Here is a 25324-nt window from a genome sequence, read left to right on the forward strand (position 1 = left end):
ACCCCCAATGTTCACTGACCGCGAAAGCGCCCGCGCTGGCCAGCACGGGCACTTTCACGTCGCGGGTGGGGGCGAAGTAATATTGAGACTTCATGGAAACGCTCAATATCACCTTCCCGCCCGAACTGCCGGTCAGCCAGCGCCGGGAGGACATCGCCCGCGCGATTCGCGACAACCAGGTCGTGATCGTCGCCGGATCGACCGGGTCGGGCAAGACCACCCAGCTGCCCAAGATCTGCCTCGAGCTCGGCCGCAAGAACATCGGCCACACCCAGCCGCGCCGGCTCGCCGCGCGCACCATTGCCGAGCGCATTGCCGAGGAGCTCGGCCAGGAGGTCGGGCAGCTCGTCGGCTACCAGGTGCGGTTCACCGACAAAGTCGGCGCGGATACCCGCATTAAGTTGATGACCGACGGCATCCTCTTGAATGAAATTCACCGCGACCGGATGCTGCGCAAGTACGACACGATCATCATCGACGAGGCGCATGAGCGCAGCCTCAATATTGACTTTCTGCTCGGGTATTTGCGGCAGTTGCTGCCCAAGCGACCCGATCTCAAACTCATCATCACCTCGGCGACGATCGACCCGGCCAGTTTCGCGAAGCATTTCGCGGCCGCCGACGGTACCCCGGCGCCCGTCGTCGAGGTGTCAGGGCGCACCTTCCCGGTGGAGATTCGCTACCGCCCGCTCGTGGCCGAGCCCGGCATCGACGACGACGACGATGACGACACGACGGATGCCGCTCCCCCGGTTGACCGCGACTACATCGAGGGCATCACCACGGCTCTCGACGAGCTCGAGCGGGAGTCGAATGGTGACGTGCTGGTCTTCCTTTCCGGCGAGACCGAGATTCGCGACGCCGCCGACGCGCTGCAGGGCAAGTACGCCTCCTCGGCCAGCCGCAATCCCACCGAGGTGCTGCCGCTGTACGGCCGGTTGTCGTCGGCGGACCAGCACCGGGTGTTCCAGCCGTCGACCGTGGCCGGGGTCAAACGACGCATCGTGCTCGCGACCAACGTGGCCGAGACCAGTCTGACGGTGCCGGGCATCCGTTATGTGATCGACGCCGGAACGGCGCGGATCAGCCGCTACAGCGTGCGGTCCAAGGTGCAGCGGTTGCCGATCGAAGCGATCTCGCAGGCCTCTGGCAACCAGCGCAGCGGCCGCAGCGGCCGCACCAGCGACGGTATTGCGATTCGGTTATATTCCGAAGAAGACTATATGCGCCGCCCGGAATATACCGAGCCGGAGATTCTGCGCACGAACCTCGCCGCGGTCATTCTGCAGATGATCTCGCTCGGCCTCGGCGATATTGCCTCGTTCCCGTTTCTCACCCCGCCGGACAGCCGCAATATCAAGGACGGCCTCGACCTGCTCGCCGAACTAGGCGCCATCGAGGCGGAGGGTACCGGTCGCACCAAGAGCGGTCGCCGCCCGGTTGAAACGGATGCCGCCCCCGCCGCCGGCCCGGCCACCCCGCGCCTGACCCGCATCGGCCAGCAGCTCGCGCAGCTGCCGATCGATCCGCGCTTTGGCCGCATGGTGATCGAGTCGAAAACGCAGGGCACCAGTAGGGAAGTCATGGCGATCGTCGCCGGGCTGACCATTCAGGATCCGCGGGAGCGCCCACTCGAACGGCGCGCGCAAGCCGACCAGTTTCACGCTCGGTTCGCCGACCCGACGAGCGACTTTCTCAGCCTGCTCAACCTTTGGAACTACCTCGAGAAGCAACAGTCCGAACTCGGCTCGAGCGCCTTCCGTCGACTGTGCAAGAACGAGTACCTGAACTACCTGCGGGTGCGCGAATGGCAAGACGTCTTGCGCCAGTTGCGCCAGCTCGCCAAGCCGCTCGGCCTGCACCTCGGTGAACCGAGCGCCAACCCCGACGGCGTGCACCGATCGCTGCTGGCCGGGCTGCTCTCGCACATCGGGCTGAAGGACGTCGCCAAGAAGGACTACGTCGGCGCCAGACAGCAGCGCTTCGTGCTGTTTCCCGGCTCAACCCTGGCCAAGAAGCAGCCGAACGCGGTGATGAGCGCCGAACTGGTCGAAACCAGCCGGTTGTTCGCCCGCATGAACGCGGTCGTCGACCCAGCCTGGGCCGAACCGCTCGCCGGCAACCTGTGCAAGCGCAGCTACTCCGAACCGCACTGGGAGATGAAGCAGGGCGCCGCCGTCGTCTACGAACGGGTCACCCTGTACGGCGTACCGATCGTGGCCCGCCGCCGGGTGCAGTTCTCCCGGATCGACCCGGCGTATGCCCGCGAGCTGTTCATTCGGCACGCGCTGGTCGAGGGCGAGTGGGACCGCGCGTCTGGACCGCAGTCTGCTTCGGCCGAGAAGGAAGCGGATCGCGGCTCCCGCGGACCATCCCGCAACGAACGCGTCAGCATCGCAACCGACGGCGGCGACGCCAGCGGTGGGCGCGGCGCTGGCCGCGCACCCGCCGTTGGCTCGAGCGCCAGCCGCGGCGGACGGCCCGGCCAGACGGGCGACCCCGGCATGTGGGCGTTCGAACGGGCCAATGCTCGGCTGCGGGAGGAACTGGCCGAGTTGGAGGAGCGCACCCGGCGCCGGGACATCCTCTTTGATGATGAAGCGGTGTTCGACTTCTATCAGCGTCGCATTCCGGCCGACGTGTCGTCGACCAAGAGCTTCGAGGGCTGGTGGCGCACTGCCCGGTTCGACACCCCCGACCTCCTGACCATGACCGCCGACGCGCTCGTCGCCGAGGACTCCCCCGAGATCGACGAGGGACTCTTTCCGCCGAGCTGGCAGCAGGGTGACCAGCGTCTGACCCTCGGCTACCGTTTCGAACCCGGCGAAGAAGACGACGGCGTGACCGTGCGCATTCCGCTCGCGCTGCTCGCCCGCCTCTCGCCGAACGGTTTCGACTGGCAGGTGCCCGGCCTCCGCGCCGAGCTCGTGACCGCCATGATCAAGTCGCTGCCGAAAAGCATCCGGCGCAATGTCGTACCCGCCGCCGACTGGGCTGCTCGGCTGCTCGGCGAGCTGCCGAGCGAGCCCGGAATCGTGGAGGCACTGCCGACGCCGGTGCCGCAAGGCTCGTTCGCCGAGACGCTCGCCGCGCTGATTCAGAAGCTCACCTATGTGCCGGTTTCCGCGCGCGACTTCGAGCTGGGCCGGGTTCCGTCGCACCTGCGCATGACCTTCGTCGTCACCGACGAACGTGGGCGCACGGTCGCCGCCGACAAGGACCTCGCCGACCTGCAACGGCGGCTCGGTACCCGCGTTCGGGAGAGCGTCGCGAAGGCGACGAGCGCCGCGGCTCCCAGCAACGCGATCGAGCGCGGCGGCATCACCACCTGGGACCTCGGCGAGCTCCCGCGCTTTCTCGACACGAAGCAGGGTGACAACACGATTCGCGGGTATCCGACGCTGGTCGATGATGGGGCATCCGTTTCTATTCGCATGATGAGCACCGAGCTGGAGCAGGCGCGCGCGCTGCCCCGCGGGGTGCGCCGGCTGCTGCTGCTGGCGACGCCGTCGCCGGCCGCGTATGTGCAGCAACATCTGACCGCCGCCGAGAAGCTTTCGCTCGCGACCAGCCCGTATAAGAGCACGCAAGCCCTGTTCGAGGATTGCCTCGCCGCCGCGGTCGACGACGTGCTGTTTCGGGTGCGACCCGACGGCCAGGTGTTCATGAAGGCCGAGTTCGACACCATTCGCGACCGGGTCTCCGGCGTCGTGATGGACTCCATGTTCGAAACGGTCGGCCTGGTCGCCCGCATTCTGACCGCTCATCGACAGGCCGACAAGGCGCTCAAGGCCGCGACCAGCATGGCCTTACTGCCCGGAATCAGCGATGCCCGCCAACAGCTGACGGTGCTGGTCTACCCAGGATTCGCCAGCGAGACCGGCCTGGCCCAACTGCGGCACCTGCCGCGCTACCTCAGCGGAATCAGCGCCCGGGTGCCGAAACTGGTTGACAACCCGAGCCGTGACCGGGTCTGGATGAACGAGACCCAGGCCGCGACCACGCGGTTCGAGAACGCCGGCGGCACGATGCCGCTCAAAGCGGATGCCGCGGCGCCGGTCCTGCGCGCCCGCTGGATGATCGAGGAGCTGCGCATCAGCCTGTTCGCGCAGGAGCTGAAGGCTGCGGAGTCCGTCTCGCTGCAGCGGATTCAGAAGGTGCTCGCCGGGTAGTTTGCCGCTACGGCCGTATTCTGCTGCCCGGGCCCACCTTACGGAACCGGGCCCATGATCTACCATGGGCCTACTTTCCGGGCCCGGGCCCGGGAGGCAATGGAAGCGAAGCCGACGGGTAGCGGCACTGTCCGGCCCCACGCGTGTGACTATCGAAGTGCACGCACCGGTAACTTTCTGCCGCTTGGGCCCACCTTACGGAACCGGGCCCATGATCCATCATGGGCCCGGTTTCCGGGCCCGGAAAGGAGAGAGCGGGGGCTAGAGGACCTTGGAGAGGAAGGCCTGGGTGCGGTGGTGCTGGGGGTTGGCGAGCACCTCGGTGGGGATGCCGCTCTCGACGACGACTCCGCCGTCCATGAAGACGAGCGAGTCGGCGACCTCGCGGGCGAAGCCCATCTCGTGGGTGACCACGATCATGGTCATGCCATCGCGGGCCAGGCCCTGCATGACGTCGAGCACCTCACCGACGAGCTCGGGGTCGAGCGCGCTGGTCGGCTCGTCGAACAGCATGAGTTTGGGCTCCATCGCGAGGGCACGGGCGATCGCGACCCGCTGCTGCTGGCCGCCGGAGAGGTGCGCGGGGTAATAGTCGGCCCGTTCGGCAAGCCCGACCCGGGCCAGCAGGGCGCGGGCGTTGGCCTCGACCCCGGCCCTGGACAGGCCCTTGACCCGGATCGGCGCTTCCATCACGTTTTGCAGCGCGGTCATGTGCGGAAACAGGTTGAAGCGCTGGAACACCATACCGATATCCCGGCGCTGCCGAGCGGCCTCCTTGGGGCGCATCTCGTAGAGCTTGTGGTTGGCCTCGCGGTAGCCGATGAGCTCACCGTCGACGCTGAGGCGCCCCGCCGAGACCACTTCGAGGTGGTTGATGCAGCGCAGGAAGGTGGACTTGCCGGATCCGCTCGGCCCGACCAGGCACATGACCTCGCCGCGCTTGACCTCGAGCGAGATGCTCTTAAGCACCTCATTGGAGCCGAAGCTCTTGGAGACACGGTCGGCGACCACCATGGGCGTCTCAATAACAGCGGACATCAGCGGTCCCCCTTCGGCGAGTCGGTCGGCGGCGTTTCGCGCGGCAGCTGCGGCGGCAGGACCACGGTCGGTTGGCCGCTGCCGACGACATGGGTGACGCCGGTCGTGACGCCCGTGATCGACGAGGTGGCGTCATCCGCTTTCTTGTTCGGACGACGGTCACCGATGCCGCGGGCGAACCGCTTCTCGAGAAAGTACTGACCAACCATGAGAATCGAGGTGAAGAACAGGTACCAGATCGACGCGACGATGAGCATCGGCACCGTCTCGAAGGTGATGGCGGCAATGTCGCGCGAGCGCGTGTAGAGCTCGAGAGTGAAGGGGATGGCGACCACGAGCGAGGTCGTTTTCAGCATCGAGATGACCTCGTTGCCGGCCGGTGGAATGATCACCCGCATCGACTGCGGAACGACCACGCGCACCATGGTCTGGAACCAGCTCATGCCGAGGGCCTTGGCCGCCTCTTCCTGCCCACTGTCGACCGAGAGCAGGCCGGCGCGCACGATTTCAGCCATGTAGGCGGCTTCGTTGAGGGCCAGTCCGATGACTGCGAGGATGAAGGCGCTCAGCGCGACCCGGGTCGGGAACGATACCCACGGGTCGGTGAACGGCAGCCCGATGTCGATCGACTGGTAGATCGTGCCGATCAGGCCCCAGAAGGCGAGCTGAACGTAGACCGGGGTGCCCCGGAAGATCCAGAGGTACACCCAGGCCATGCTATTGACCACCGGGTTGGGCGACAGCCGCATGATCGCCAGGGTCACGCCGAGAAGGATCGCGATGACCATCGAGTAGACCGTGAGTTGCAGGGTGACGAACGCCGCCTGCGAGATGCGCTGGTCGAACAGGTACTTGCCGACGGCTGGCCAGTCATAGGCCGGCCGCATCGCCGCATCGGCGATGAAGAGCGCAACGAGCAGCAGTAACACGACCGCGAAGGTGTTGCGCCACGGGTGGCGCAAGCGAATCGCCTTGATTCCGGGCTCCGTCTTGCCGCCGGGCGCGGTCGTGTTCGTCATGATGCGGGTCGCTTATTCTCTAGCCGTTGGATGCGGCGTTGATGGTGATGGTGTCGATGCCACCGTCGGTGACTCCCCACTCGGAGAGGATCTTGCCGTAGGAACCGTCGTCAACCATGGACTGCAGGGCAGCCTGCACGGCTTTGGTCAGTTCCGAACCCTTGTCGACGGTGATGCCGTACGGCGCCACATCGAAGCTTTCGCCGGCGGGCTCCAGCTTGCCCTCGGCCTTGGAAATGGCATACAGGGCGACCGGCGAGTCGGCGCTGAGGGCATCAGCCTTGCCGAGCACGACCGCGTTGGTCGCTTCGTCCTGCGATGGGTAGGGCAAAACCTCGATTGCCTCCAGCCCGGCGGCGGCACAGGCCGCGTTCTTGGCGGGAAGTTCGTCGGTGTGCTCAACCGTGTTGGCCTGTACAGCGACGGCCAGGCCGCAGGCGTTGTCGGGGTCGACGGTACTGCCGACGGGCGCGGCCCAGAGGATGCCGGCGTTGAAGTAGTTGACGAAGTCGACCTGCTTCTCGCGTTCGAGGTTGTCGGTGAACGAGGATTCGCCGATGTCGACGGTGCCGCCGGTAATTTTGGGAATGATGGTGTCAAAGGACGCGATCTCGTACTCGGTGTCCAGGCCGAGCTTGGCCGCGATGCCGTTGGCGAGTTCAATGCCCCAGCCGATCGGTGCGCCGGACTCGTCCTTGTACTCGTTCGGCGGGTACGCCGCGTCGGTTCCGATAATGAGCACGCCCGCGCTCTTGATGTCTTCGGGGAGCAACGCGACGGCTGCGGCATCCGCTTCGATCGTGGTTCCGGAGTCTGAGGGCGTCGTGGCGGTCGTGGTGGTGTTGTCGACACAGCCGGTCAGTAGCAGAACGGCGGTGGCGGCGAAAGCCGGAACGATATATCGTGCGCGCATGGCACTTCCTTCTTGATTTGGTCGAAAATGCGCGGATTCTACGGTGAATCCACACGCGAGTAAGACCTAACGAGCCTAGTGCAACCGCAGCCGACTGTTTTCGAGCCCCTGGAATTCAGGCGGTTTTGACCAGCGGATGCTGCGGATCTATCGTCAAAAGGTGCCCAACCTGAGACCGAACATCCTGTACACCTCACCGACCGACCCGCTCGCGGCAACGCTGGTGGCCGAACTCTCGCGGGAGTATGACGAGCGCTACGGCCTGAACAACGGGATTCCCTCGTCGGTCGAGCTCAGCCGGTATCCGGCCCGGCGCTTTCAGCCGATCGATGGCGGCACCTTTTTGCTGCTCGTCGAGAACGGAAAAGCGATTGCCGGCGGCGCGTTCATGCGGGGCGAGAATGATTCCGTCGAGGTGAAGAGAGTCTGGACGCACTCCGCGCATCGCCGCCGTGGCCTGGCCCGCCAGGTGATGGCCGAGCTGGAGGCCGAGGCGGGGCGGCGGCGCATCCGTTCTATTGTGCTGACCACGGGAGCACGACAACCCGAGGCCGTGGCGCTGTACCTCTCGCTCGGGTATGAGCCGCAGTTCGACCTTGACGACGATTGGGAATCGATCGGGTATTTGGAGTTTCGCAAGCAGCTCGCCGTGGTCGACGAGCAGTTCAGCTAGAACATGCTGAATACGGAATATGTGTACGAGGCAGCCGATTCGGCGGCTTCGAGCAGCTGCACGGTCTGGTCGACGACCTCGGTGAAGGGCAGGTTGTGCGCCAAGAGTGTGCACAGCGGGCACCAGCCCGGTGGTTGACCGGCCAGCCGGGCCCTGCAGCTATGCGGCGTGCAGCGCCTCGATAGCGAGAATCTCAAGCAAGAGCGCGACGACCCGGTCGGCCGCATTCGAGAGCCGGTCCTTGGCCGAACCACCGGGGTTACGTCCTTCGAGCTTGACCAGCACCCGGGCCGGCAGCCCGGCGGCGAGCACCCGCAGCTCAACCAACGGGGTATTACCCACAAGGTCAGCGACGCTCGCGAGCACGTCTTCGCGCAGCGGTTCTTCCGCCGACGGTATCGGTGCCGCGAGGTGCGCGGTACTGCTCACCTCTCCATGGTAAATCTCCCGGCGCACACTGACCCCAGGGGTGCGACTGTTGCCGGCACGCCGAAAACGGATGCCGCGGCGCCTGCTGGTTTACGCTGCATCCGTTCTGAGAAAAGTTACTGAATTGCGGCGGAGAGCAGGGCGACGTAGTCGTCGAGTCCCCAGCTCAGCGAGAGTCCGGTGGGCGGAGAAACGGACGAGATGAAGGCCGCGCCGACCGGGCTTGCGACCGTACCGGCCTGCACCTGCGGCATGGCCTGGGCGTAGCTCGCGTTCAGGAACGCGTCGGACTCTTTCTGGGTGGAGCCGAAGTTGACGAGCAGGTCACTGTCGAGCTGGTCGAGCTGCTCGTAGCTGAGCGTGTAGTAGAAGCTCGCCTCGTCGGTCGCGAGGTCGTCGACGGCGGGAGCGCTGACGAAGCCGAGGTCGAGGGTGAAGTCTACGCGCGGGTCTTCCTTCTTATAGATGTAGAAAGTTCCGGCGCTGTCGCTTGTGAGGGCGATGGTCTTGCCGGCGAACTCGGGGTGCGCGGCGGCCTGATCGGCGATTTCGGTGTCGATCGATGCGAGCAATTTGTCCGCCTCGTCGGTCTTGCCGAGCGCGGTTCCGGTCATTTCGATCAGTTCGCGCCACGGGGTGGCCCAGGCGTCGCCCGGGTAGGCGACGACCGGGGCGATCTCGCTGAGCAGGTCGTATTCCTGCTCGGTGATGCCGGAGTACGCGGCGAGAATCACGTCCGGCGCGGCCGCGGCGATGTCTTCGTAGGGCGGCTCCTGGGTGTCGGGCAGAATGACGGGCATCTCTTCGCCTTCGAGCGCCTCGTTGATCCACGGCAGCACGCCGTTTTCATCGCCGGCGTAGCTTTGGAACGGCATCGCCACCGGAATCACGCCGAGCGCGATCGCGTCGTCGGCGCTGCCCCAGCCCCAGGTCACGACGCGGGTCGGCTGCTCGTCGATCGTGGTTTCGCCGAACGCGTGCTCGATGGTGACGGGAAAGCTGCCGGATGCCGCGGTGTCCGCGGCAGGGTCGGTCGCGTCATCCGCGGCGGCCGTGCAACCGTTCAGGGTCAGAGCGAGAATGCTGGCGGCGGCAGCCAGTGTGACGGTGAGGCGTCGGGACACGAAAATCTCCAGTTCGTCGGGCGCGGGCGACATTCTCGCCCTGCGTGATAAGGGTAGCCTACCCTAAATACATACGCGTTCGATTTGTCGAGATTCGGGCGCAGCCTCTGGGACCGCTGTCGGAGGGGCAGCAGGCGAAGCGCTGGGGACAGCGCTGTCCGACCCCGAAGCCGGCGCCCGGCCGTGGAACCGACCGATCGGTACGACCATGGGCGAGCCGCAGACCGGGTCGGGTCTGATGAGCGCCTCGAGGTCGAAGGCCTCGCGCACGATCTCGGCCGTGAGCGTCTCGGCCGGCGCGCCATTGGCGACGATGCGTCCAGCCCGCATAACGACAAGGTGATCGGCATAACGGGCGGCCAGGTTGAGGTCGTGCAGCACCATCACAACGGTCGTACCGCGCTCACGATTGCGTTCGAGCAGTAGGTCGAGCACCTCGATCTGGTGGGTGACATCGAGAAAGGTGGTCGGTTCGTCGAGCAGCAGAATCTCGGGATCCTGCGCAAGCGCCATGGCAATCCAGACGCGTTGGCGCTGGCCGCCGGAGAGGTCCTCAAGGCGGCGGGAGGCGAGCTGGTCGGTGTTGGTGGCGGCCATGGCCGCGGCGACGGTCTCTCCGTCGGTGCTTGACCACTGCCGAAACCAGCCCTGGTGCGGGTAGCGTCCACGCCCGACGAGGTCGGCCACGGTGATGCCGTCCGGGGCGACCGGCTGCTGGGGCAGCAGGCCCACGACGGTCGCGACCTTCTTGCCGGGGAGCGCGGCGATGTTGCGACCATTCAGGGTGACCTGGCCGGCATCCGGCTTCAGCAGCCTGGCGAGGCCCTTGAGTAGTGTGGATTTGCCGGACGCGTTGGCCCCGACGATGACGGTGATCGCGCCGGGAATCACCTCGAGGTCGAGGTTGTCGATGATGCGGGTCTGGTCGTAGCCGAGGCTGACGCCCTCGGCGCGCAGGAGCTGGGTCATCAGGCGCCCTTTCCGGTTTTATTGCTGGTGGCGAGCAGCCAGAGCAGGTAGGGGGCGCCGATCGCGCCCGTGATGATTCCGGCCGGCAGTTCAAGCTGCCCCGGCAGCAGGTGTTGGGCGGCGAAGTTGGCGACCGTGGTGATCAGCGCTCCGATCAAGGCGGCCGAAATTAAGACGAGCCCCCCGGAGCCAACGATGCGACGGGCGATCGGCGCCGCGACGAACGCCACAAAGGCGAGCGGGCCGACCGCCGCTGTCGCCGTCGCGGCGAGGGCGACCGCGATCACGAGCAGCACGAGTCGGGTGCGTTCGGCGCCAACGCCGAGGCTCGTCGCAAGATCGTCACCAAGCTGCAGGGCGCGCAGGCGGCCGCTCAGCAGCCGAATGATGGGCAGCAGCACGAGCAGCACCACGGCGACGACCGAAATATCCTGCCAGCGGGCACCGCTCACACTGCCGACCAGCCAGAGCAGGGCGCCCTGCGCGTCGTTCAGGTCGGCGCGGGAGAGCAGATAGCCGAGCAGCCCCTGCACCATGAACGCGACCCCGACACCGATCAGCACAAAGCGGTAGCCGACAACTCCGCCGCGCCAGGCCAGCAAATAGATAGCGCAGGCGACGATAATGGCCCCGGCAAACGCCGCGAGCGAGGTGGCGACGGCACCGAAGCCGAGAATGAGCATGCCGAACACTGCGGCAGCGCTCGCTCCCCCGGTCACTCCGATAATGTCGGGGCTCGCGAGCGGATTGCGCACCACGGTCTGGAACAGTGCGCCCGAGATTGCGAACGCCACGCCGACGAGCACGGCGAGGGTCAGCCGCGGCAGACGCAGCGACAGCACGATGAAGTTCTCGCTCTGCGTTCCCTGCCCGGTCAGCGTGCGCAGCAGGTCGGGCACGCTGAGCGAATACGCTCCGATCGCGAGGCTGAAGGCACCGACGATGACGAGGGTACCGAGCAGCCCGAGCACGATCCGGCGCTCGCGTCTGCGGAGCTGCGCGCGCGTGTGGGCCAGCGGTGCGGCATCCACTGCTTTAACGGACGCTGCCAAAACGGATACTGTCGTCAGGGCCATCACAGGCCGGCCAGTTTCACTCGGCGCACGAGCGCAATGAGTACCGGCGCGCCGAGGAAGGCGACGACGAGGCCGGCCTCGATTTCGCCGGGCTGGGCGATGATGCGGCCGAGCACATCCGCCGCGACGAGCAGGGTGGGGCCGAACAACGCGGAAAACGCAATAATGAGGCGGTAGTCCGGGCCGGTGATCCAGCGTGCCACGTGCGGCACAGCGAGTCCGACGAACACAATCGGGCCGGCCATCGCGGTCGCCGAGCCGCACAGCAGCACGATCGCGACGGCGCAGACGATGCGAGCGGTGACCAGATTTTGGCCGAGACCACGGGCGAGATCGTCCCCGAGGACGAGGGCATTGAGCATACGTGCGGCCACGATGGCGAGAATCGCGCCGACCAGAATGAACGGGGCCAGCGGCAGGGCAGCGTCGAGGCCACGCGCGACGAGGGAGCCAGCCGCCCAGAACCGGTAGCGGTCGAAGGCCTCCGAGTCGGCCAGCAGCACGATGGTAATGAGCGAGGTGAACGCCGCCGTCAGCGCGGTTCCGGCGAGGGCCAGCTTGACCGGGGTGGCGCCTTCACGGCCGAGCGAGCCGATTAGATAGACGATCGTCGCGGCCACCGCGGCGCCGGTAAAGGCGAACCAGACGTAGCCGAGCGCGGTGGTGACACCGAACCAGCCGATGCCGGCGACGACGAACAGGGAGGCGCCGGCGTTGACGCCGAGCAGACCCGGGTCGGCGAGCGGGTTGCGAGTGACACCCTGCATGAGGGCCCCGGCCAGGCCGAGGGCCAGGCCGGCGAGCAGTCCGACGACGGTGCGCGGCACGCGCAGGTCCAGGATGACGGTGCGGTCAGTCAGCGCAGTGTCGGTCAGGGTTCGATCGGGGTCGATCAGGGCATCGAGCACGGTGCCGAGGGCGATCTCCCGGGTGCCGACGACGAGCGACGCGGCGATGGTCAGAACGAGCAGCGCGAGCGCGAGGGCGAAGCCGATGACGACGCGGCGCGGCCGGGTTCGGGTTCGCTCCGGCCGTGCCAGAACCAGAGTCACTGAGCTTCGGACCGGCCGAGCCGCCAGTAGCCCATGAAGGCCACGCTCTTTCGGTCGATGCCGGTTTCACTCACCAGAAAACGGCGCAGCAGCTTGATCATGCAGGATTCACCCGCGAGCCAGGCGTAGAAACCGGTGCCGGTTTCGTCGTTGGGCGATTCCCAGAGCAGGTCGCAGTCCACGTCGATGTCCGCCCAGGGCTGCGGGGTGGCGGCGACCGCCGTCTTGACGAGCGAACGATTGTTCGCCACCCAGCCGCGCACCGCGGCGTCGAGTCGCTCACCGTGCGGGGCGGTGTCGCGAGCCAGCCAGGTGATTTCGCAACGGGAGGGGAGGTCGAGGGGTGGGGCATCCGCTTCGGTGGGCACTTCGATGAAGGCGCGCGCGCGGCGGCCGGCCGGGAGACTCTCGAGGATGCTGCAGATGGCTGGAGCTGCGGTTTCGTCGCCGGCCAGCAGCAATTCGGTCGCCTGCGCCGGGTGCCAGTCGAGGCCGATGGCGCGGCCCGGGCTACGCTCGTCGGGCCCGATGATGAGCACGTCACTGCCGACCGACGCGGTGTACAGCCAGCGCGCAGCCGGGCCGAGCGAGCCGTGACCGTTGTGGGTGACGAAATCCACGTCGATTTCACGCAGTTCGGGGCGCACAGCGCGAACCGTGTAGGTGCGAAACGGGTTGCGATCGGCGTCCGGCAGCGCGCGCCAGCGGGCGTACCAGCTTCCGTCGGCGATGGTGGACTCGTCGTTTGCACCAATGTCGGACAGGCCACGGCCGAGCAGCGGCAACACGATCTTGACCCTCTGGTCGAGCCCGGCGGTACTGAAGGTGTCAAACTGCTCACCGAAGAAGGTCACCCGAGTGAAATGCTTACTCAGGGAACGGATGCCCACTACCGTGGCCCGATAGGGTCGATAGGCCGGACGATCCAGGACCGCAGTCGCACTCTCGTTCGGTAAGGTAAGCATTGCCTTAGTATGGCATGCCTTAGCTGGGGTTTGTCCAGCACCGCAATTTTCGCGGTCAGCTGCCCGCCCCGGTTTTCAATCGGCCCCGCCGTAGACTGAAATCGTGAAAAGCTACTGGACCCTTCTGCGCACGCCCGGCGTATCCCGCCTTATCGCTGCGCAGTTGACGGCCCGTTTTCCCTTCGGAATGCTCTCCCTCGCTTTTCTCATTCACATTGAGCGGATCTTTGATTCCTACGGCGCGGCCGGACTGGTTCTCGGTGCCATGAGCATCGGTCAGGCCATCGCCGGGCCGCTCACCAGCCGACTGATGGGCCGACTCGGTATGCGCCCGGTGATTATCGCCACCATGTTCATCTGCGCGGTGTCGATCATCGTGATGGCGCTGATTTCGCTGTCGGTGCTGAACCTCATGCTGATCGGATTCGTCGCCGGCCTGTCCACCCCGCCGATTCAACCGGCCGTGCGCACGATTTACCCCAAAATCGTCAACTCCCGCCAGCTCACCCCGCTCTTCTCGCTGGATGCCTCGGCGCAGGAGATCATCTGGGTGCTCGGCCCGGTGATCGCTACCTTCGTGGCGCTGCAGGTATCGACGACCGCGGGCATCCTGCTCGCCGCATTCTTCCTGGTCGCCGGCGGAATCTGGTTCGTCGCCCTGCCCGAGGTAGGCCGGGTGCGCATCCCGCGCAGCCGCCGCAAGCTCGGCGTTGTGCTCAAAAAACCCGAGGTGCTGCTCAGCACGGTCGTTGGTTTCACGCTCGTTGCCGCCTGCGCCGCGGTCGAAGCCGGTGTGGTTGCGGTGTTCGGCCACGGCAGCGCCGACGCCGGCTGGGTGCTCGGCATCTTCGCGATCGGTTCGCTCATCGGCGGCCTGGCACTCGGACACGCTCCGATCGGCCCTTGGGCCCTCGCCACCCGCATGCTCATCGTCACCATCGGGTTAATTCTGGCCAGCCTGTGGCTCACCTTTTGGTGGCTCTCCCTCGCGCTGCTCCTGGCCGGGGTCGGCATCGCGCCCGCCTTCGCTGTTCTTTTCGGCATCGTCTCGGCGAGCGTGAAATTCAGCGACACCGCCGAAGCCTATGGCTGGGTCGGTACCGGCCAGCTGATCGGCGCAGCCATGGGCTCCGCCATCGCCGGGTTCTCGATCGACCATTCCGGCCCGGTGTCGGCGATCTACGTCGCCGCCGGTTTCGCGGGCCTCGGCTGCATCATCCCAGCGCTCGGCCGCCGCTGGCACCCGGACCTGCGCGGGCGCGATATCAGCCCCATTCCCGACACCGAGCCCATCCAGGTGCAGGTCTCGTAACATTGAGGGATGACTTCCCTCAGGTTCAATGACGGCCACGTGATTCCGCAGCTCGGTCTCGGGGTGTACAAGGTAGCGGATGCCATCGCCGCCGACACCGTGCAGGTCGCGCTCGAGGCCGGGTACCGTCACGTCGACACCGCAGCACTCTATGAGAACGAGGTCGGCGTCGGGCAGGGGCTCGCGCGTTCCGGGGTGCCCCGGGAGGACGTGTTCGTCACGACCAAGGTGTGGAATGACCGCCACGGCTACGACGAAACGATGAAGGCCTTCGACGAGAGCCTGGCCAAGCTGGGCCTGGACTACGTCGATCTGTACCTGATCCACTGGCCGGCACCGCAGCAGAACCGCTACGTCGAAACCTATCGCGCCCTCGAAGCCCTGCGCGCCGACGGCCGGGCCCGCTCGATCGGGGTCTCGAATTTTCACCCGCACCACCTCGACCGACTCCTGGCCGAAACCGACGTCGTGCCGGTGCTCAACCAGGTGGAGTTGCACCCGTGGCTGCCGCAAACGGAGGTTCGCGCTTATGACGCGGCCCACGGCATCCGTACCGAAGCGTGGTCGCCTCTGGCCCGCGGGCGCGCAATCGGCAACCCGATCCTCGATGCGATCGGCGCCCGGCACGGCAAATCAGCCGCGCAGATCGTGATCGCCTGGCACCTCGCGCTCGGCAACATCGTCATTCCCAAGTCGGTCACCCCGGCGCGCATTCGCGCCAATATCGACGTGTTCGACATTGTGCTCGAGCCGGACGATCTTGCGCAGATTGCGGCGCTCGAAAGCGGCGAGCGCACCGGCACGGACCCCGACGACCTCGACTGAACTAAAGGCGATCGGCCGACGTATTACCAGCGCGGGTGAATCTGCTCCCGCAGGAGCCGGTCATAGATGTCCTGAACGCCCTCGTTGAAGGCGATGTCGAGCGGTTCGGCTACGCCAGCGGTCGCGTTTCCCTGCGCCTGGGCGACCGAGCGGGCTCCCGGAATGACGGCGCTCACCCCGTCGATCTGGGCTACCCAGGCCAGGGCGGCCTGGGCTGGCGTGAGGCCGACGGGGGCCAGGGCCGCGAACTCCGTGGCGGCCTGCAGGCCCACCTCGAAGTCGACGCCGGAGAAGGTCTCCCCGACGTCGAAGTGGCTGCCGTCCCGGTTGAAGTTGCGGTGGTCGCTCTCGGCGAAGACCGTGTCGGCGGTGTATTTGCCGGTCAGCAGCCCGCTGGCCAGCGGAACCCGGGCGATGATGCCCACCCCGGCGGCGCGTGCGGCCGGCAGCACCTCGTCGAGCGGTTTGAGGCGAAAAGCGTTCAGGATGATCTGCACCGTGGCGATGCCGGGGTGGCTGATAGCGGCGAGGGCCTGGTCGCAGGTCTCGACGCTCACCCCGTAATTGGCGATGACGCCCTCGTCGACGAGGGTGTCGAGCGCGTCGTAGACCTCGCCGGAGTCGAACACCGCGCTCGGCGGGCAGTGCAGCTGCACCAGGTCGAGGGTGTCCATGCCGAGGTTGACCCTGGACCGATCGGTCCACTCGCGAAAGTTAGCGAGAACGAAGTTCTCCGGCACCTGTTGCGCGCGACGACCCATCTTCGTGGCGACCGTGATCTCTACGCCCGGGGCATCATTCGCGAGAAAATTCCCGATCAGTCGCTCGCTGCGGCCGTCACCGTAGACATCCGCTGTGTCAAAAAAGGTGATGCCGGCATCAGCGGATGCAGCCAGCACGCCGGTCGCGTCGGCGTCAGAAACGGCGCCCCAGTCGGCGCCCAGCTGCCAGGTGCCCAGGCCGATCACGGAAACGGTGCGGCCGGTACGTCCAAGGGTGCGTTTTTGCATATCCCTAGCTTAGGCACCCGCCGCACATCGCTGCCGCACCATTTGGCCGTAGCGACGCAATGTGACGCGGTCACACGCGGTGCGCCACGACAACGCGAACCCTACGGGCGCCACCCCCTGGACCGCAGCGCCGCATCAACTGGCACCACGCCGAGATCGGCTCGAGCACCGGCAGCCCCGCCACGCTGCTCAATCCCGGAGGATTCGCCGCGCGGTGTCCGCTGACCCCGGCTGTTTGCAGAGTCCGATCCGCGTCAACCAACTGAGGTGCCACCTTCTGCCCCATCGACCTCACCTCCCCACGCGAGGTGCCACCTTTAGCCCCATAAACGCTCGTTAAGGGGCTCGTCGAGGGGCTCGTCGAGGGGCCAATAGTGGCACCTCACAAAATACCAAGGGGCCAAAGATGGCACCTCACACCCTGAGACTCGTGTGGCGAGCCCCCCATATGTTTCGAGCGGACGCTGCTAGCGACTCCCGATCCGCTCCGCGATTAGCGAACCGCCATCCTGCACGGGCTCCCCCACGTCGCCGATGCGCCAGGCACCCTCAACGGCCTCGAGCGCACGGGCGAACCGGGCGGGCTCGTCGGCGCTCAGCGTGAACAGCGGCTGGCCCTTCACCACGGTGTCGCCGGGCTTGGCGTGCAGGTCGATTCCGGCGGCATGCTGCACCGGATCCTGCTTACGGGCGCGCCCGGCACCGAGTCGCCAGGCACCGATACCAAAAGGCAGCGCCTGCTGTTCCACCAGCACGCCGCTCCGCTCGGCGAGCACAACGTGAGTCTCGCGCGCGACCGGCAACGCGGCATCCGGGTCGCCACCCTGCGCGCGAATCACGGCCCGCCATTTGTCCATGGCTCGGCCATCCTTCAGAGCCGCGCCCACATCGACACCGGTGATTCCGGCGAGCGAGAGCATCTCCTCGGCCAGCGCCACGGTGAGTTCAACCACGTCGGCGGGCCCGCCGCCGGCGAGCACCTCCACCGACTCGCGCACCTCGTTGGCATTGCCGATGGCAAACCCAAGCGGAACGTTCATATTGGTCAGCATTGCGGATGTCGCCACCCCGGCATCCTCGCCCAGCTCGACCATCGTGCGGGCCAATTCCCGCGACCGCTCGATGTCCTGGAGAAAGGCGCCCGAGCCGAACTTAACGTCGAGTACGAGGGCCTGAGTACCCTCGGCGATCTTCTTCGACATGATCGACGATGCGATCAGCGGGATCGCCTCGACCGTTCCGGTGATGTCACGCAGGGCGTAGAGCTTGCCGTCGGCCGGCGCCAGGCCGCTGCCGGCCGCGCAGACCACGCCGCCGAGCTCCTGCAGCTGCTGAAGCATTTCGGCGTTGCTCAGGTTGGCGCGCCAGCCCGGAATCGACTCGAGCTTGTCGAGCGTTCCGCCCGTGTGACCGAGGCCACGGCCGGACAGCTGCGGCACGGCCGCGCCGAAGACGGCGACGAGCGGCATCAGGGGCAGCGTGATCTTGTCACCGACGCCTCCGGTGGAGTGCTTATCGGTGGTCGGCTTGCCGAGGCCGTCGAAGCTCATCCGCTCACCGCTCGCGAGCATTGCCATGGTCAGAGCCCGAATCTCGCTGCGGCTCATGCCGTTCAGAAAGATCGCCATGGTCATGGCGGCCATCTGCTCGTCGCCGACGTAGCCACGGGTGTAAGCGTCGATCAGCCAGTCAATTTGCGGTGTGGTCAGCTCGCCGCGGTCGCGCTTGGTGTGAATTAGGTCGACGGCGTCAAACGCTTCGATGGTGCTCATGGTGCACTCCTTCAGAGCTGATTACACAATGGAAAATCCTCACGACCGGGCTGAACGAGCCCAACGGCTACGACGAAGCTGCGCTGGCGCGATAGTCGGCGAGTTGGCGCGGCCCGAAGGCACCCGGCAGCACCTCGTCGATGGTTTTGACGCCGGAGACCGTTTCGAGCAGCATGCCCGGCGCGGAGTGTTCGTAGAGCAACTGGCGGCAGCGGCCGCACGGCATGAGGATGCCGCCATTTCCGTCGACACAGGTGAACGCGACGAGCTGGCCGCCACCACTGAGGTGCAGCGCGGAGACCAGGCCGCACTCCGCGCAGAGGGTGAGGCCGTAGGAGGCATTCTCCACGTTGCATCCGCTGATCACTCGCCCGTCATCGACGAGCGCCGCGACGCCGACCGGAAACTTCGAGTACGGCACATAAGCTGTGGCCATAGCGGCGAGGGCTTGCGCGCGCAGCAGCGGCCAGTCGATGCTCACATCACTCACTTGATGTACGGCTTTCCGTCAGCGGCGGGTGCCCTTGAGCGGCCGACGAACCCGGCAACGGCGAAGATCGTCACGACGTAGGGCAGCATGAGCATGAATTCGCTCGGTACCGGCGAGCCGATGATGCCCAGTACGTTCTGCAGGTTCGTCGCGAATCCGAACAGAAGCGCTGCGAGGGTCGCCTTGATCGGATGCCACTGGCCGAAGATCACCGCGGCGAGGGCGATGAAGCCCATGCCGTTGGTCATCTCCTTGTTGAACGCACCGACCGCGCCGAGGGTGAAGTACGCCCCGCCGAAGCCCGAGATGACACCGCCGAGGGTGACGGCAACGAAGCGAGTGCGGTTGACGTCGATGCCAACCGTATCGGCGGCCTGTGGATGTTCACCCACGGCGCGCACGCGCAGGCCCCACTTGGTGCGAAACAGGGCAAAGAACACGAGCGCGACCGCAACGTACATGGCGTAGACGATGATGGTCTGGCGAAACAGCACCGGGCCAATGATGGGGATTTCGCTGAGCAACGGAATGTTCAGCCGGGGAAAGACGTCCGGTGAGTTGAGGGTGGCGCTGGGTGCGAGCACCTGCGAGTACAAAAAGCTGGTGAGCCCGATCACGAGAACGTTGAGCACGACACCGACGATGACCTGGTCGACGAGGTACTTGAGCGCGAACCCGGCCAGCACCATGGAGACGAGCGCCCCAGCCACCATCGCCGCAAGCAGGCCGAGGTAGGGGTTCCCCGTGGCGGATGCGACGACCGCGGAGCTGAAGGCTCCGGCCAGGAGCTGCGCCTCAATGGCCACATTGACGACGCCGGCGCGTTCGGACAGCACCCCGCCGAGGGCACCGAAGATGAGTGGGGCGCTCAGGGTGACCGTTCCGATCAGCAGTCCGGGCACCGGAATGGTCGAACCCGATGCCGCCCAGGCCAGAAAGCCCACCAGGAATAGCAACGCGAACAGGATGGTCAAAACGATCGGGATCTTGGTGTGACGATAGACCAGCCAGGCCGACGCCGCAGCCATGAGCACGAGCGCGATGGCCACGAACACTCCGGTAGCCAAGGTTGGCAGGGCCACCTCTGGCAATTGGATCAGGTCGCGCGCTTCCGAGAGGCGGAACGTGCTCAGCTCACCGCGCTGGCCGCGTCCGAGGAACACGAACAGGATCAGCGACAGCGCGGCAAATCCGCCGAAGGTGATCGGAATCTTCCAGCTGCGAATCTGCGCCGTCAGCTTCACGATCGGGGCCGAAGCCGGAGTGGGGGTCTGTGTGATCGTGCTCATTTCGCCACCACCTCGTTGGTCTTGCGAATCCTGGGTTTCTTGGTGGTGCCCGGTGTCGGAAGGTGGAACATGGCACGCACCAGCGGCGGCGCGGCGATGAACAGCACGATCAGCGCCTGCACGACGACGACGATGTCGATTGGCACACCCTCAGCCGCCTGCATGGCGAACCCGCCGGCCTTGAACGCACCAAAGAGAATGCCGGCGGCGAAGATACCCCAGGGCTTTGAACGACCGAGCAGGGCGACGGTGATGGCGTCGAAGCCGATGCCGGCGTCGATTCCGGAACTGAAGCCCGTGGTCAGGGTCCCCAGCACCTGGTTGACGCCGGCCAGGCCGACGAGCGCTCCCGAGATGGCCATGGCGTAGAAGTAGACGTTCTTCACGTTGATGCCGGCGACCCTGGCTGCGCCGGGGTTCTGCCCGACGGCACGAAACTGAAACCCGAGGTTTGAGCGGCTGAGTAGCCACCAGACGAAGATGGTGGCCGCGATGACGGTGAGAAAACCGGCGTGCAGGTTGTAGCGCGGCCCGAACAGATCGGGGAACACCGCGGTCGCTGCCATGGCCGGTGTCTTCGGGTTGTTACTGCCAGGCGCCTGCAGCGCACCGGGGGTGCGCAGCAGGAACTGAATCAGGTACAGCGCGACGAAGTTGAGCATGATCGTGACGATCACCTCGTGGGCACCGGTACGAGCCTTGAGCAAGCCCACGATGCCGCCCCAGATAGCCCCACCAAGCAGGCCGGCCAGAACGGCGACGATCAAGTGGATACCGGCTGGCAGCTCAACCGCGAAAGCGACCCAGCCAGCGGCCCCAGCGGCGATGAGCATCTGCCCACGACCACCGATGTTAAACATGCCCACGCGAAAAGCGAGCCCCACACCGAGCCCGGCCGCGATCAGCGGCGTCGCAAAGGTGAGTGTCTCGGTCAGCGGGCGAATCGCGGTGAGAAAGCTGCTCGCCCGGAAGTTGTAGATTGCCCCCTGGAACAGCGCGGAATAGGCGCCCGCGACGGAGTCCCAGACAGCCTGCAGCAGGTCGGTCGGTCGGGAGAAGAAATATCCGGCCGTCTCCTGCACGCGTTCGTTGGTGAACGCGATCAGAATCGCCCCAACCACGAGAGCGACGAGGACGGCCAGTACAGAGATCATGGCGCTGCCGCCGGTGATGTCGCGCAGGGTTTGGTTCCAGCGCTCGGACCCATCCTTCCTTCCCTCGCCGGACCCGGGAGCGACCGGAGCCGCCGGTACGGTGGCGTCGCTCACAGCGCGCCCTCCATTTCCGGAGCGTGCTCTCCGGCCATCATGAGGCCGAGCGTGGCGCGGGGGGTGTTGCCTGGCACGATTCCAACGATCTCTCCTCGATACATCACCGCGATGCGGTCTGCGAGAGCGACGACCTCGTCGAGCTCGGTGGATACCACGATGACCGGAATTCCGGAGTCGCGAGTTTCGATAATACGGGTGTGCACGAATTCGATCGAACCCACGTCAAGACCGCGGGTCGGCTGGGCCGCAACGAACAAACGCAGATCACGGCTCAGTTCACGAGCGAGCACGACCTTCTGCTGGTTACCACCCGAGAGCCGTCCGGCCTCCATATCGCTGCCCTGCGATCGAATGTCGAACTCCGCAATTTTCTCGGCGGCGAACCTCGCTCGAAACCCCAGCTGCAGGTTGCCCGCCTTCACGAACGGCGCTCCGGAGCTGCGGTCGAGCATGAGATTCTCGGCGATGCTGAAGTCGGCGATGAGGCCGTCTTCGGTGCGGTCTTCGGGCACGAAACCGACTCCGGAATCGAGGATGTGCCGCACGCTGTAGCCGCGCAACGGCTTGCCGTCGAGTTGGATCGACCCGGTGACGTGCTGCTGTAGTCCAAGCAGCGCTTCGGTGAGTTCGGTTTGGCCGTTGCCTTGGACGCCGGCGATGGCAAGTACTTCACCAGCCTGGACGTCGAAGCTCACGTTGTTGACGACGATCTGGTTGCGGGCATCGATCACCGAGAGGTTTTTCACCGACAGGGCGGTTCCACGCAACTCTGGCGCGTTCTTGTGTACGGTCAACTCGACAGCGCGCCCGACCATGAGCGAGGCCAACTCCGCGTTAGTCGCGGCCGGCGACGCCTCACCGACGACGGTTCCCAAGCGGATGACCGTGATACGGTCCGCGACGGCGCGCACCTCCCGCAGTTTGTGCGTGATGAACACGATCGAGGTGCCAGACTCGGCGAGCTGGCGCATGATGGTCATGAGCTCATCGGTCTCCTGCGGGGTGAGCACCGCCGTCGGTTCGTCGAACACCAGCACCTTGGCGTCCTGGGACAGTGCCTTGATGATCTCGACGCGCTGCTGCACGCCGACCGGCAGGTCTTCAATGACGGCATCCGGGTCGATGTCGAAGCCGAACCGGTCAGAGATCTCCCGCACCTTGGCTCGGGCCGCACTGAGGTCGAGGCGGCCGCCGAAGGTGGTCTGTTCGTGGCCGAGAACGACATTCTCAGCAACGGTGAACACCGGAACGAGCATGAAATGCTGGTGCACCATACCGATCCCGGCTTTCATGGCGTCGCCCGGCCCGGCGAATTTCTGCACCACGTTATCGAGCAGGACCTCGCCCTCTTCGGCGACGTACAGGCCATACAGCACGTTCATGAGCGTGGACTTACCAGCGCCGTTCTCGCCCAGGAGGGCATGAATTTCACCCGACTCGACGACGAGCGAAATGTTGTTGTTGGCGACCAGCGCACCAAAGCGCTTTGTGATGCCTCGAAGTTCGAGCTTCATTGATCCTGAATTCCTGGGTCGAGCGCGACGGGGGAAAAGCGCGGGGGAACTGAAATGGGGAGGCCGACAATCCGGCCTCCCCAGGTCACTACAGCGTATTACTGCTTCGGCGAGGAAGGCGATTCGACCGTGATCGAACCGTCGATGATTCCTGCTCTGATGGCGTCGAGCTCGTCGGCCAGGGTCGCGGGGACCTTGGATTCGAAGTCGTGGAACGAGGCAATGCCCACGCCGTCGTTGTCCAGAGTTCCGATGTACGGGGTGGCGTCGAAGGTGTCGTCGGCCGCGCCGGAAACGACGTCGAAGACGCTGACCTTGATCCCCTTGAGGATGCTGGTGAGGAACAGGCTCTTGTTCGTCGCGTCGGTCTCATAGAGGTCAGCGTCAACGCCCAACATGGCGATGTCCTTGCCCGAGCTCTTGATCGCTTCAATCGCGCTCAAAAAGATCGGTCCACCAACGGGCAGCAGCACGTCGGCATTCTGGTCGATGAGGCCTTGCGCATTGGCAAGCGATTCGACGCCGGCGGCGAAGCCACCCGTGAACGAACCGGTCTGCGAGGCGACGTCCCAGCCGATGGTCTTGACGGAGGTGCCGTTCTGCTCGTTGTAGTACGCAACGCCGTCAGCGAAGCCATCCATGAAGATGGTGACGGTCGGAAATTGCATTCCGCCGTAGGTTCCAACGACGCCGGTCTTGCTGTAGCCGGCTGCCGCATAGCCGGCCATGAAGGCGGCCGGGGCGGTGTCGAAGATGATCGGCTTGATGTTCGGGGCGTCGACCTTGCCGTCGAAGTCGAGGTCGGCATCATTGTCAATGATGGCGAAGTTGACTTCGGGGTTAGCCAAGGCAGACTCAACGGTCGCCGCGGCGAGGTTGAATCCGACGGTCACGATGAGGTTGCAGCCCTGGTCGACAAGGTTCTGCACGTTGGACTGGTAGTCGGTCTCGGACGTTGACTCCACGGTTTTCGGCGTCACACTGAGTTCGGCCGCAGCCTCAGTGAGGCCCTCGAAGCCGAGCTGGTTGAACGACTTGTCGTCGAATCCCCCGGCGTCCGACACCATGCAGGGCAGAAAGTCGCTCGCGGCGGCGGAGCTGGTGTCGTCGGTCGTTGCGGGTGCCTGAGCACAAGCGGCGAGCATCGCCACGGTACCGAACATTGCAAGACCGGCAAGTACGGTCTTACGGGTCGAAATTGTCAAGATGACCTCCAGGGTGCTGCCCAGCGAGATCGCACGGGCGTGGTGCGATCCACGTTACCCAATGAGACGCTGCGCAGATGAGCATTGTGCGTGCGCGACCGAGTCGTTACCAAGCCGCGACATTGGCAAAACAAATTTTCCCTATTGGGGTGAACTGGGGCCGGTCACTGTGATGATCCCCGCTATAATCGCGGCACGAATCTGTTCGAGTTCGTCCACCAATTCGGCTGAGACCAGGGCGGACTGATCGTGGAAATCGGCGATCTCGACGCCGCCATTCTTGAGCGTGCCGACGAAGGCCTCGTTGTCAAAGCTGCCCTCGAGGTCAGCCCCGATCGTCTCGACGACCGCCGCTGACGTGTTTTTCAGCACGCTGGTGAGCACGACCGACTGAAACTGGGCCGGCAGGGTGACATACCCGTCGTTGTCGACCCAGATGATCGATACGCCCGGGTTCTCGATGGCAGCGGCCGCCGCGCCCTGGCCGACCTGACCGGCCACCGGCAGAATGATGTCCGCGCCCTGATCGATCAGCGTCTGGGTCAACGACTTGCCCTTGTTCACGTCCTCAAAGTCGCCGGTGAAGGAGCCGTCCTGGGTGTCCTTGTTCCAGCCGAGTACCTCAACCGTCGTCTCGTGCTTGTCGTTGTACATGGCTACACCATCGACGAAACCGTCCATGAACAGCGTGACCGGTGGCTGGTTGCCGCCGCCGAATGTTCCAACCTTGCCGGTTTTGGTGACGCCGGCCGCGAGGTACCCGGCTAGGAACGAGGCCTGGGCGGTATCAAACACGATCGGCTTCACGTTCGGCGCGTCAACGAACTCGTCAACGATCGCAAAGTGCACGTCGGGATTTTTGGTGGCTTCGGCGAGGGTCGCATCGGCGAGCTCGAAACCGACGGTGAGCACGAACTGGCATCCGGTCGCTACGGCCTGGCTCACGTTCGGTGCGAGGTCGGTCTCCGCCGTCGACACGATCGCGTCGGTGTCAATGTTGTACTTCGTCGCCGCTTCCTGCAGCCCCTCCCAGGTGGACTGGTTGAAGGAGCGGTCGTCGAGACCGCCCGAGTTTGTGACCATGCGCGCGCAGTACTCCGGCTCCGTCACATCCGGTGTCGCAGTCGGTGTCGGTGCGGGCGCGCAGCCGACCAGCAGCACAGCGGATGCCACGAGGGCAAAAACGGCAATCAAGCGGCGCATAGA

Annotated in this window: 20 protein-coding genes and 1 pseudogene; 4 read left to right on the forward strand and 17 right to left on the reverse strand. The window is 65.6% G+C overall.

What is annotated here, in order from left to right:
* Positions 1-92 precede the first annotated feature (92 nt).
* Positions 93-4172, forward strand: a complete 4080-nt coding sequence (gene hrpA / locus CXY80_RS20360) for an ATP-dependent RNA helicase HrpA (RefSeq protein WP_233195451.1) — start codon at positions 93-95, stop codon at positions 4170-4172.
* 261 nt (positions 4173-4433) lie between these two features.
* Here the strand turns inward: hrpA and CXY80_RS18185 are convergent, their stop codons facing one another.
* Genes CXY80_RS18185 through CXY80_RS18195 form a run of 3 tightly spaced genes read right to left on the reverse strand, consistent with a single transcriptional unit; the run spans position 4434 to position 7142 of the window.
* Positions 4434-5210: an amino acid ABC transporter ATP-binding protein gene (locus CXY80_RS18185; RefSeq protein ID WP_092448900.1), complete on the reverse strand. Its 777-nt coding sequence runs from the start codon at positions 5208-5210 to the stop codon at positions 4434-4436.
* Positions 5210-6229, reverse strand: a complete 1020-nt coding sequence (locus CXY80_RS18190; protein ID WP_104133303.1) for an amino acid ABC transporter permease — start codon at positions 6227-6229, stop codon at positions 5210-5212. The genes CXY80_RS18185 and CXY80_RS18190 overlap by 1 nt, the downstream gene beginning before the upstream one ends.
* 19 nt (positions 6230-6248) lie before the next feature.
* Positions 6249-7142, reverse strand: coding sequence for an ABC transporter substrate-binding protein (locus tag CXY80_RS18195; protein WP_104133304.1), 894 nt, complete (start codon positions 7140-7142; stop codon positions 6249-6251).
* A gap of 160 nt (positions 7143-7302) precedes the next feature.
* On the opposite strand from CXY80_RS18195, the gene CXY80_RS18200 reads away from it, so the two are divergent.
* The gene (locus CXY80_RS18200) at positions 7303-7815 is read left to right on the forward strand and encodes a GNAT family N-acetyltransferase (RefSeq protein ID WP_199182291.1); all 513 of its coding nucleotides are present in this window, start codon (positions 7303-7305) and stop codon (positions 7813-7815) included.
* 228 nt (positions 7816-8043) lie between these two features.
* On the opposite strand, the pseudogene CXY80_RS20365 reads toward CXY80_RS18200, so the two are convergent.
* The 6 genes and pseudogenes from CXY80_RS20365 to CXY80_RS18230 all read right to left on the reverse strand — a co-directional run.
* Positions 8044-8181 (reverse strand): annotated as a pseudogene (locus CXY80_RS20365) (pyridoxal-phosphate dependent enzyme); the annotation flags it as partial.
* Positions 8182-8360: 179 nt separating this feature from the next.
* Positions 8361-9401, reverse strand: coding sequence for an iron-siderophore ABC transporter substrate-binding protein (locus CXY80_RS18210; RefSeq protein WP_104133306.1), 1041 nt, complete (start codon positions 9399-9401; stop codon positions 8361-8363).
* A gap of 30 nt (positions 9402-9431) precedes the next feature.
* On the reverse strand, positions 9432-10337 hold the full coding sequence (locus tag CXY80_RS18215) for an ABC transporter ATP-binding protein (RefSeq protein ID WP_104133307.1): 906 nt from the start codon (positions 10335-10337) through the stop codon (positions 9432-9434).
* Positions 10337-11413, reverse strand: a complete 1077-nt coding sequence (locus tag CXY80_RS18220; protein ID WP_104133308.1) for an iron chelate uptake ABC transporter family permease subunit — start codon at positions 11411-11413, stop codon at positions 10337-10339. Before CXY80_RS18220 ends, CXY80_RS18215 begins: the two co-directional genes overlap by 1 nt.
* Complete coding sequence (locus CXY80_RS18225) at positions 11413-12465, reverse strand: iron ABC transporter permease (RefSeq protein WP_104133309.1); 1053 nt, start codon at positions 12463-12465, stop codon at positions 11413-11415. Before CXY80_RS18225 ends, CXY80_RS18220 begins: the two co-directional genes overlap by 1 nt.
* Complete coding sequence (locus CXY80_RS18230) at positions 12462-13430, reverse strand: siderophore-interacting protein (protein WP_104133310.1); 969 nt, start codon at positions 13428-13430, stop codon at positions 12462-12464. The genes CXY80_RS18225 and CXY80_RS18230 overlap by 4 nt, the downstream gene beginning before the upstream one ends.
* 103 nt (positions 13431-13533) lie before the next feature.
* Here CXY80_RS18230 and CXY80_RS18235 point away from each other — a divergent pair, with 103 nt between their 5' ends.
* Positions 13534-14742, forward strand: coding sequence for an MFS transporter (locus CXY80_RS18235; RefSeq protein ID WP_104133311.1), 1209 nt, complete (start codon positions 13534-13536; stop codon positions 14740-14742).
* Between the two features lie 9 nt (positions 14743-14751).
* The gene (locus CXY80_RS18240; protein ID WP_104133312.1) at positions 14752-15567 is read left to right on the forward strand and encodes an aldo/keto reductase; all 816 of its coding nucleotides are present in this window, start codon (positions 14752-14754) and stop codon (positions 15565-15567) included.
* Between the two features lie 23 nt (positions 15568-15590).
* Here CXY80_RS18240 and CXY80_RS18245 read toward each other — a convergent pair whose 3' ends face one another.
* The 8 genes from CXY80_RS18245 to CXY80_RS18280 all read right to left on the reverse strand — a co-directional run bounded on the left by CXY80_RS18245 (position 15591) and on the right by CXY80_RS18280 (position 25321).
* Positions 15591-16577 carry an aldo/keto reductase gene (locus CXY80_RS18245; RefSeq protein ID WP_092448912.1) on the reverse strand — a complete coding sequence of 329 codons (987 nt, stop codon included), beginning with the start codon at positions 16575-16577 and terminating at the stop codon, positions 15591-15593.
* A gap of 467 nt (positions 16578-17044) precedes the next feature.
* A complete protein-coding gene (locus CXY80_RS18250; protein WP_092448913.1) occupies positions 17045-18349 on the reverse strand; it encodes a thymidine phosphorylase in 1305 nt (434 codons plus the stop codon).
* A 67-nt stretch (positions 18350-18416) separates the two neighbouring features.
* Positions 18417-18830, reverse strand: a complete 414-nt coding sequence (locus CXY80_RS18255) for a cytidine deaminase (RefSeq protein ID WP_104133395.1) — start codon at positions 18828-18830, stop codon at positions 18417-18419.
* Positions 18831-18835: 5 nt separating this feature from the next.
* Entirely contained in the window at positions 18836-20128 is a 1293-nt protein-coding gene (locus CXY80_RS18260) for an ABC transporter permease (protein WP_104133313.1), read from the reverse strand.
* Positions 20125-21396 carry an ABC transporter permease gene (locus CXY80_RS18265; RefSeq protein ID WP_233195452.1) on the reverse strand — a complete coding sequence of 424 codons (1272 nt, stop codon included), beginning with the start codon at positions 21394-21396 and terminating at the stop codon, positions 20125-20127. Before CXY80_RS18265 ends, CXY80_RS18260 begins: the two co-directional genes overlap by 4 nt.
* A complete protein-coding gene (locus CXY80_RS18270) occupies positions 21393-22913 on the reverse strand; it encodes an ABC transporter ATP-binding protein (RefSeq protein ID WP_092448915.1) in 1521 nt (506 codons plus the stop codon). Before CXY80_RS18270 ends, CXY80_RS18265 begins: the two co-directional genes overlap by 4 nt.
* 98 nt (positions 22914-23011) lie before the next feature.
* Positions 23012-24118 carry a BMP family protein gene (locus tag CXY80_RS18275; protein ID WP_092448916.1) on the reverse strand — a complete coding sequence of 369 codons (1107 nt, stop codon included), beginning with the start codon at positions 24116-24118 and terminating at the stop codon, positions 23012-23014.
* Between the two features lie 141 nt (positions 24119-24259).
* Complete coding sequence (locus tag CXY80_RS18280; protein ID WP_104133314.1) at positions 24260-25321, reverse strand: BMP family protein; 1062 nt, start codon at positions 25319-25321, stop codon at positions 24260-24262.
* Positions 25322-25324 lie beyond the last annotated feature (3 nt).

The sequence above is a fragment of the Cryobacterium sp. M91 genome (assembly GCF_002929615.1).
GTDB lineage: Bacteria > Actinomycetota > Actinomycetes > Actinomycetales > Microbacteriaceae > Cryobacterium > Cryobacterium levicorallinum.

Coding starts and splice junctions, on each gene's coding strand:
- hrpA (WP_233195451.1), top strand. CDS start 93: ATGGAAACGCTCAATATCACCTTCCCGCCCGAACTGCCGGTCAGCCAG.
- CXY80_RS18185 (WP_092448900.1), bottom strand. CDS start 5,210: ATGTCCGCTGTTATTGAGACGCCCATGGTGGTCGCCGACCGTGTCTCC.
- CXY80_RS18190 (WP_104133303.1), bottom strand. CDS start 6,229: ATGACGAACACGACCGCGCCCGGCGGCAAGACGGAGCCCGGAATCAAG.
- CXY80_RS18195 (WP_104133304.1), bottom strand. CDS start 7,142: ATGCGCGCACGATATATCGTTCCGGCTTTCGCCGCCACCGCCGTTCTG.
- CXY80_RS18210 (WP_104133306.1), bottom strand. CDS start 9,401: ATGTCGCCCGCGCCCGACGAACTGGAGATTTTCGTGTCCCGACGCCTC.
- CXY80_RS18215 (WP_104133307.1), bottom strand. CDS start 10,337: ATGACCCAGCTCCTGCGCGCCGAGGGCGTCAGCCTCGGCTACGACCAG.
- CXY80_RS18220 (WP_104133308.1), bottom strand. CDS start 11,413: ATGGCCCTGACGACAGTATCCGTTTTGGCAGCGTCCGTTAAAGCAGTG.
- CXY80_RS18230 (WP_104133310.1), bottom strand. CDS start 13,430: ATGCTTACCTTACCGAACGAGAGTGCGACTGCGGTCCTGGATCGTCCG.
- CXY80_RS18240 (WP_104133312.1), top strand. CDS start 14,752: ATGACTTCCCTCAGGTTCAATGACGGCCACGTGATTCCGCAGCTCGGT.
- CXY80_RS18245 (WP_092448912.1), bottom strand. CDS start 16,577: ATGCAAAAACGCACCCTTGGACGTACCGGCCGCACCGTTTCCGTGATC.
- CXY80_RS18250 (WP_092448913.1), bottom strand. CDS start 18,349: ATGAGCACCATCGAAGCGTTTGACGCCGTCGACCTAATTCACACCAAG.
- CXY80_RS18260 (WP_104133313.1), bottom strand. CDS start 20,128: ATGAGCACGATCACACAGACCCCCACTCCGGCTTCGGCCCCGATCGTG.
- CXY80_RS18270 (WP_092448915.1), bottom strand. CDS start 22,913: ATGAAGCTCGAACTTCGAGGCATCACAAAGCGCTTTGGTGCGCTGGTC.
- CXY80_RS18280 (WP_104133314.1), bottom strand. CDS start 25,321: ATGCGCCGCTTGATTGCCGTTTTTGCCCTCGTGGCATCCGCTGTGCTG.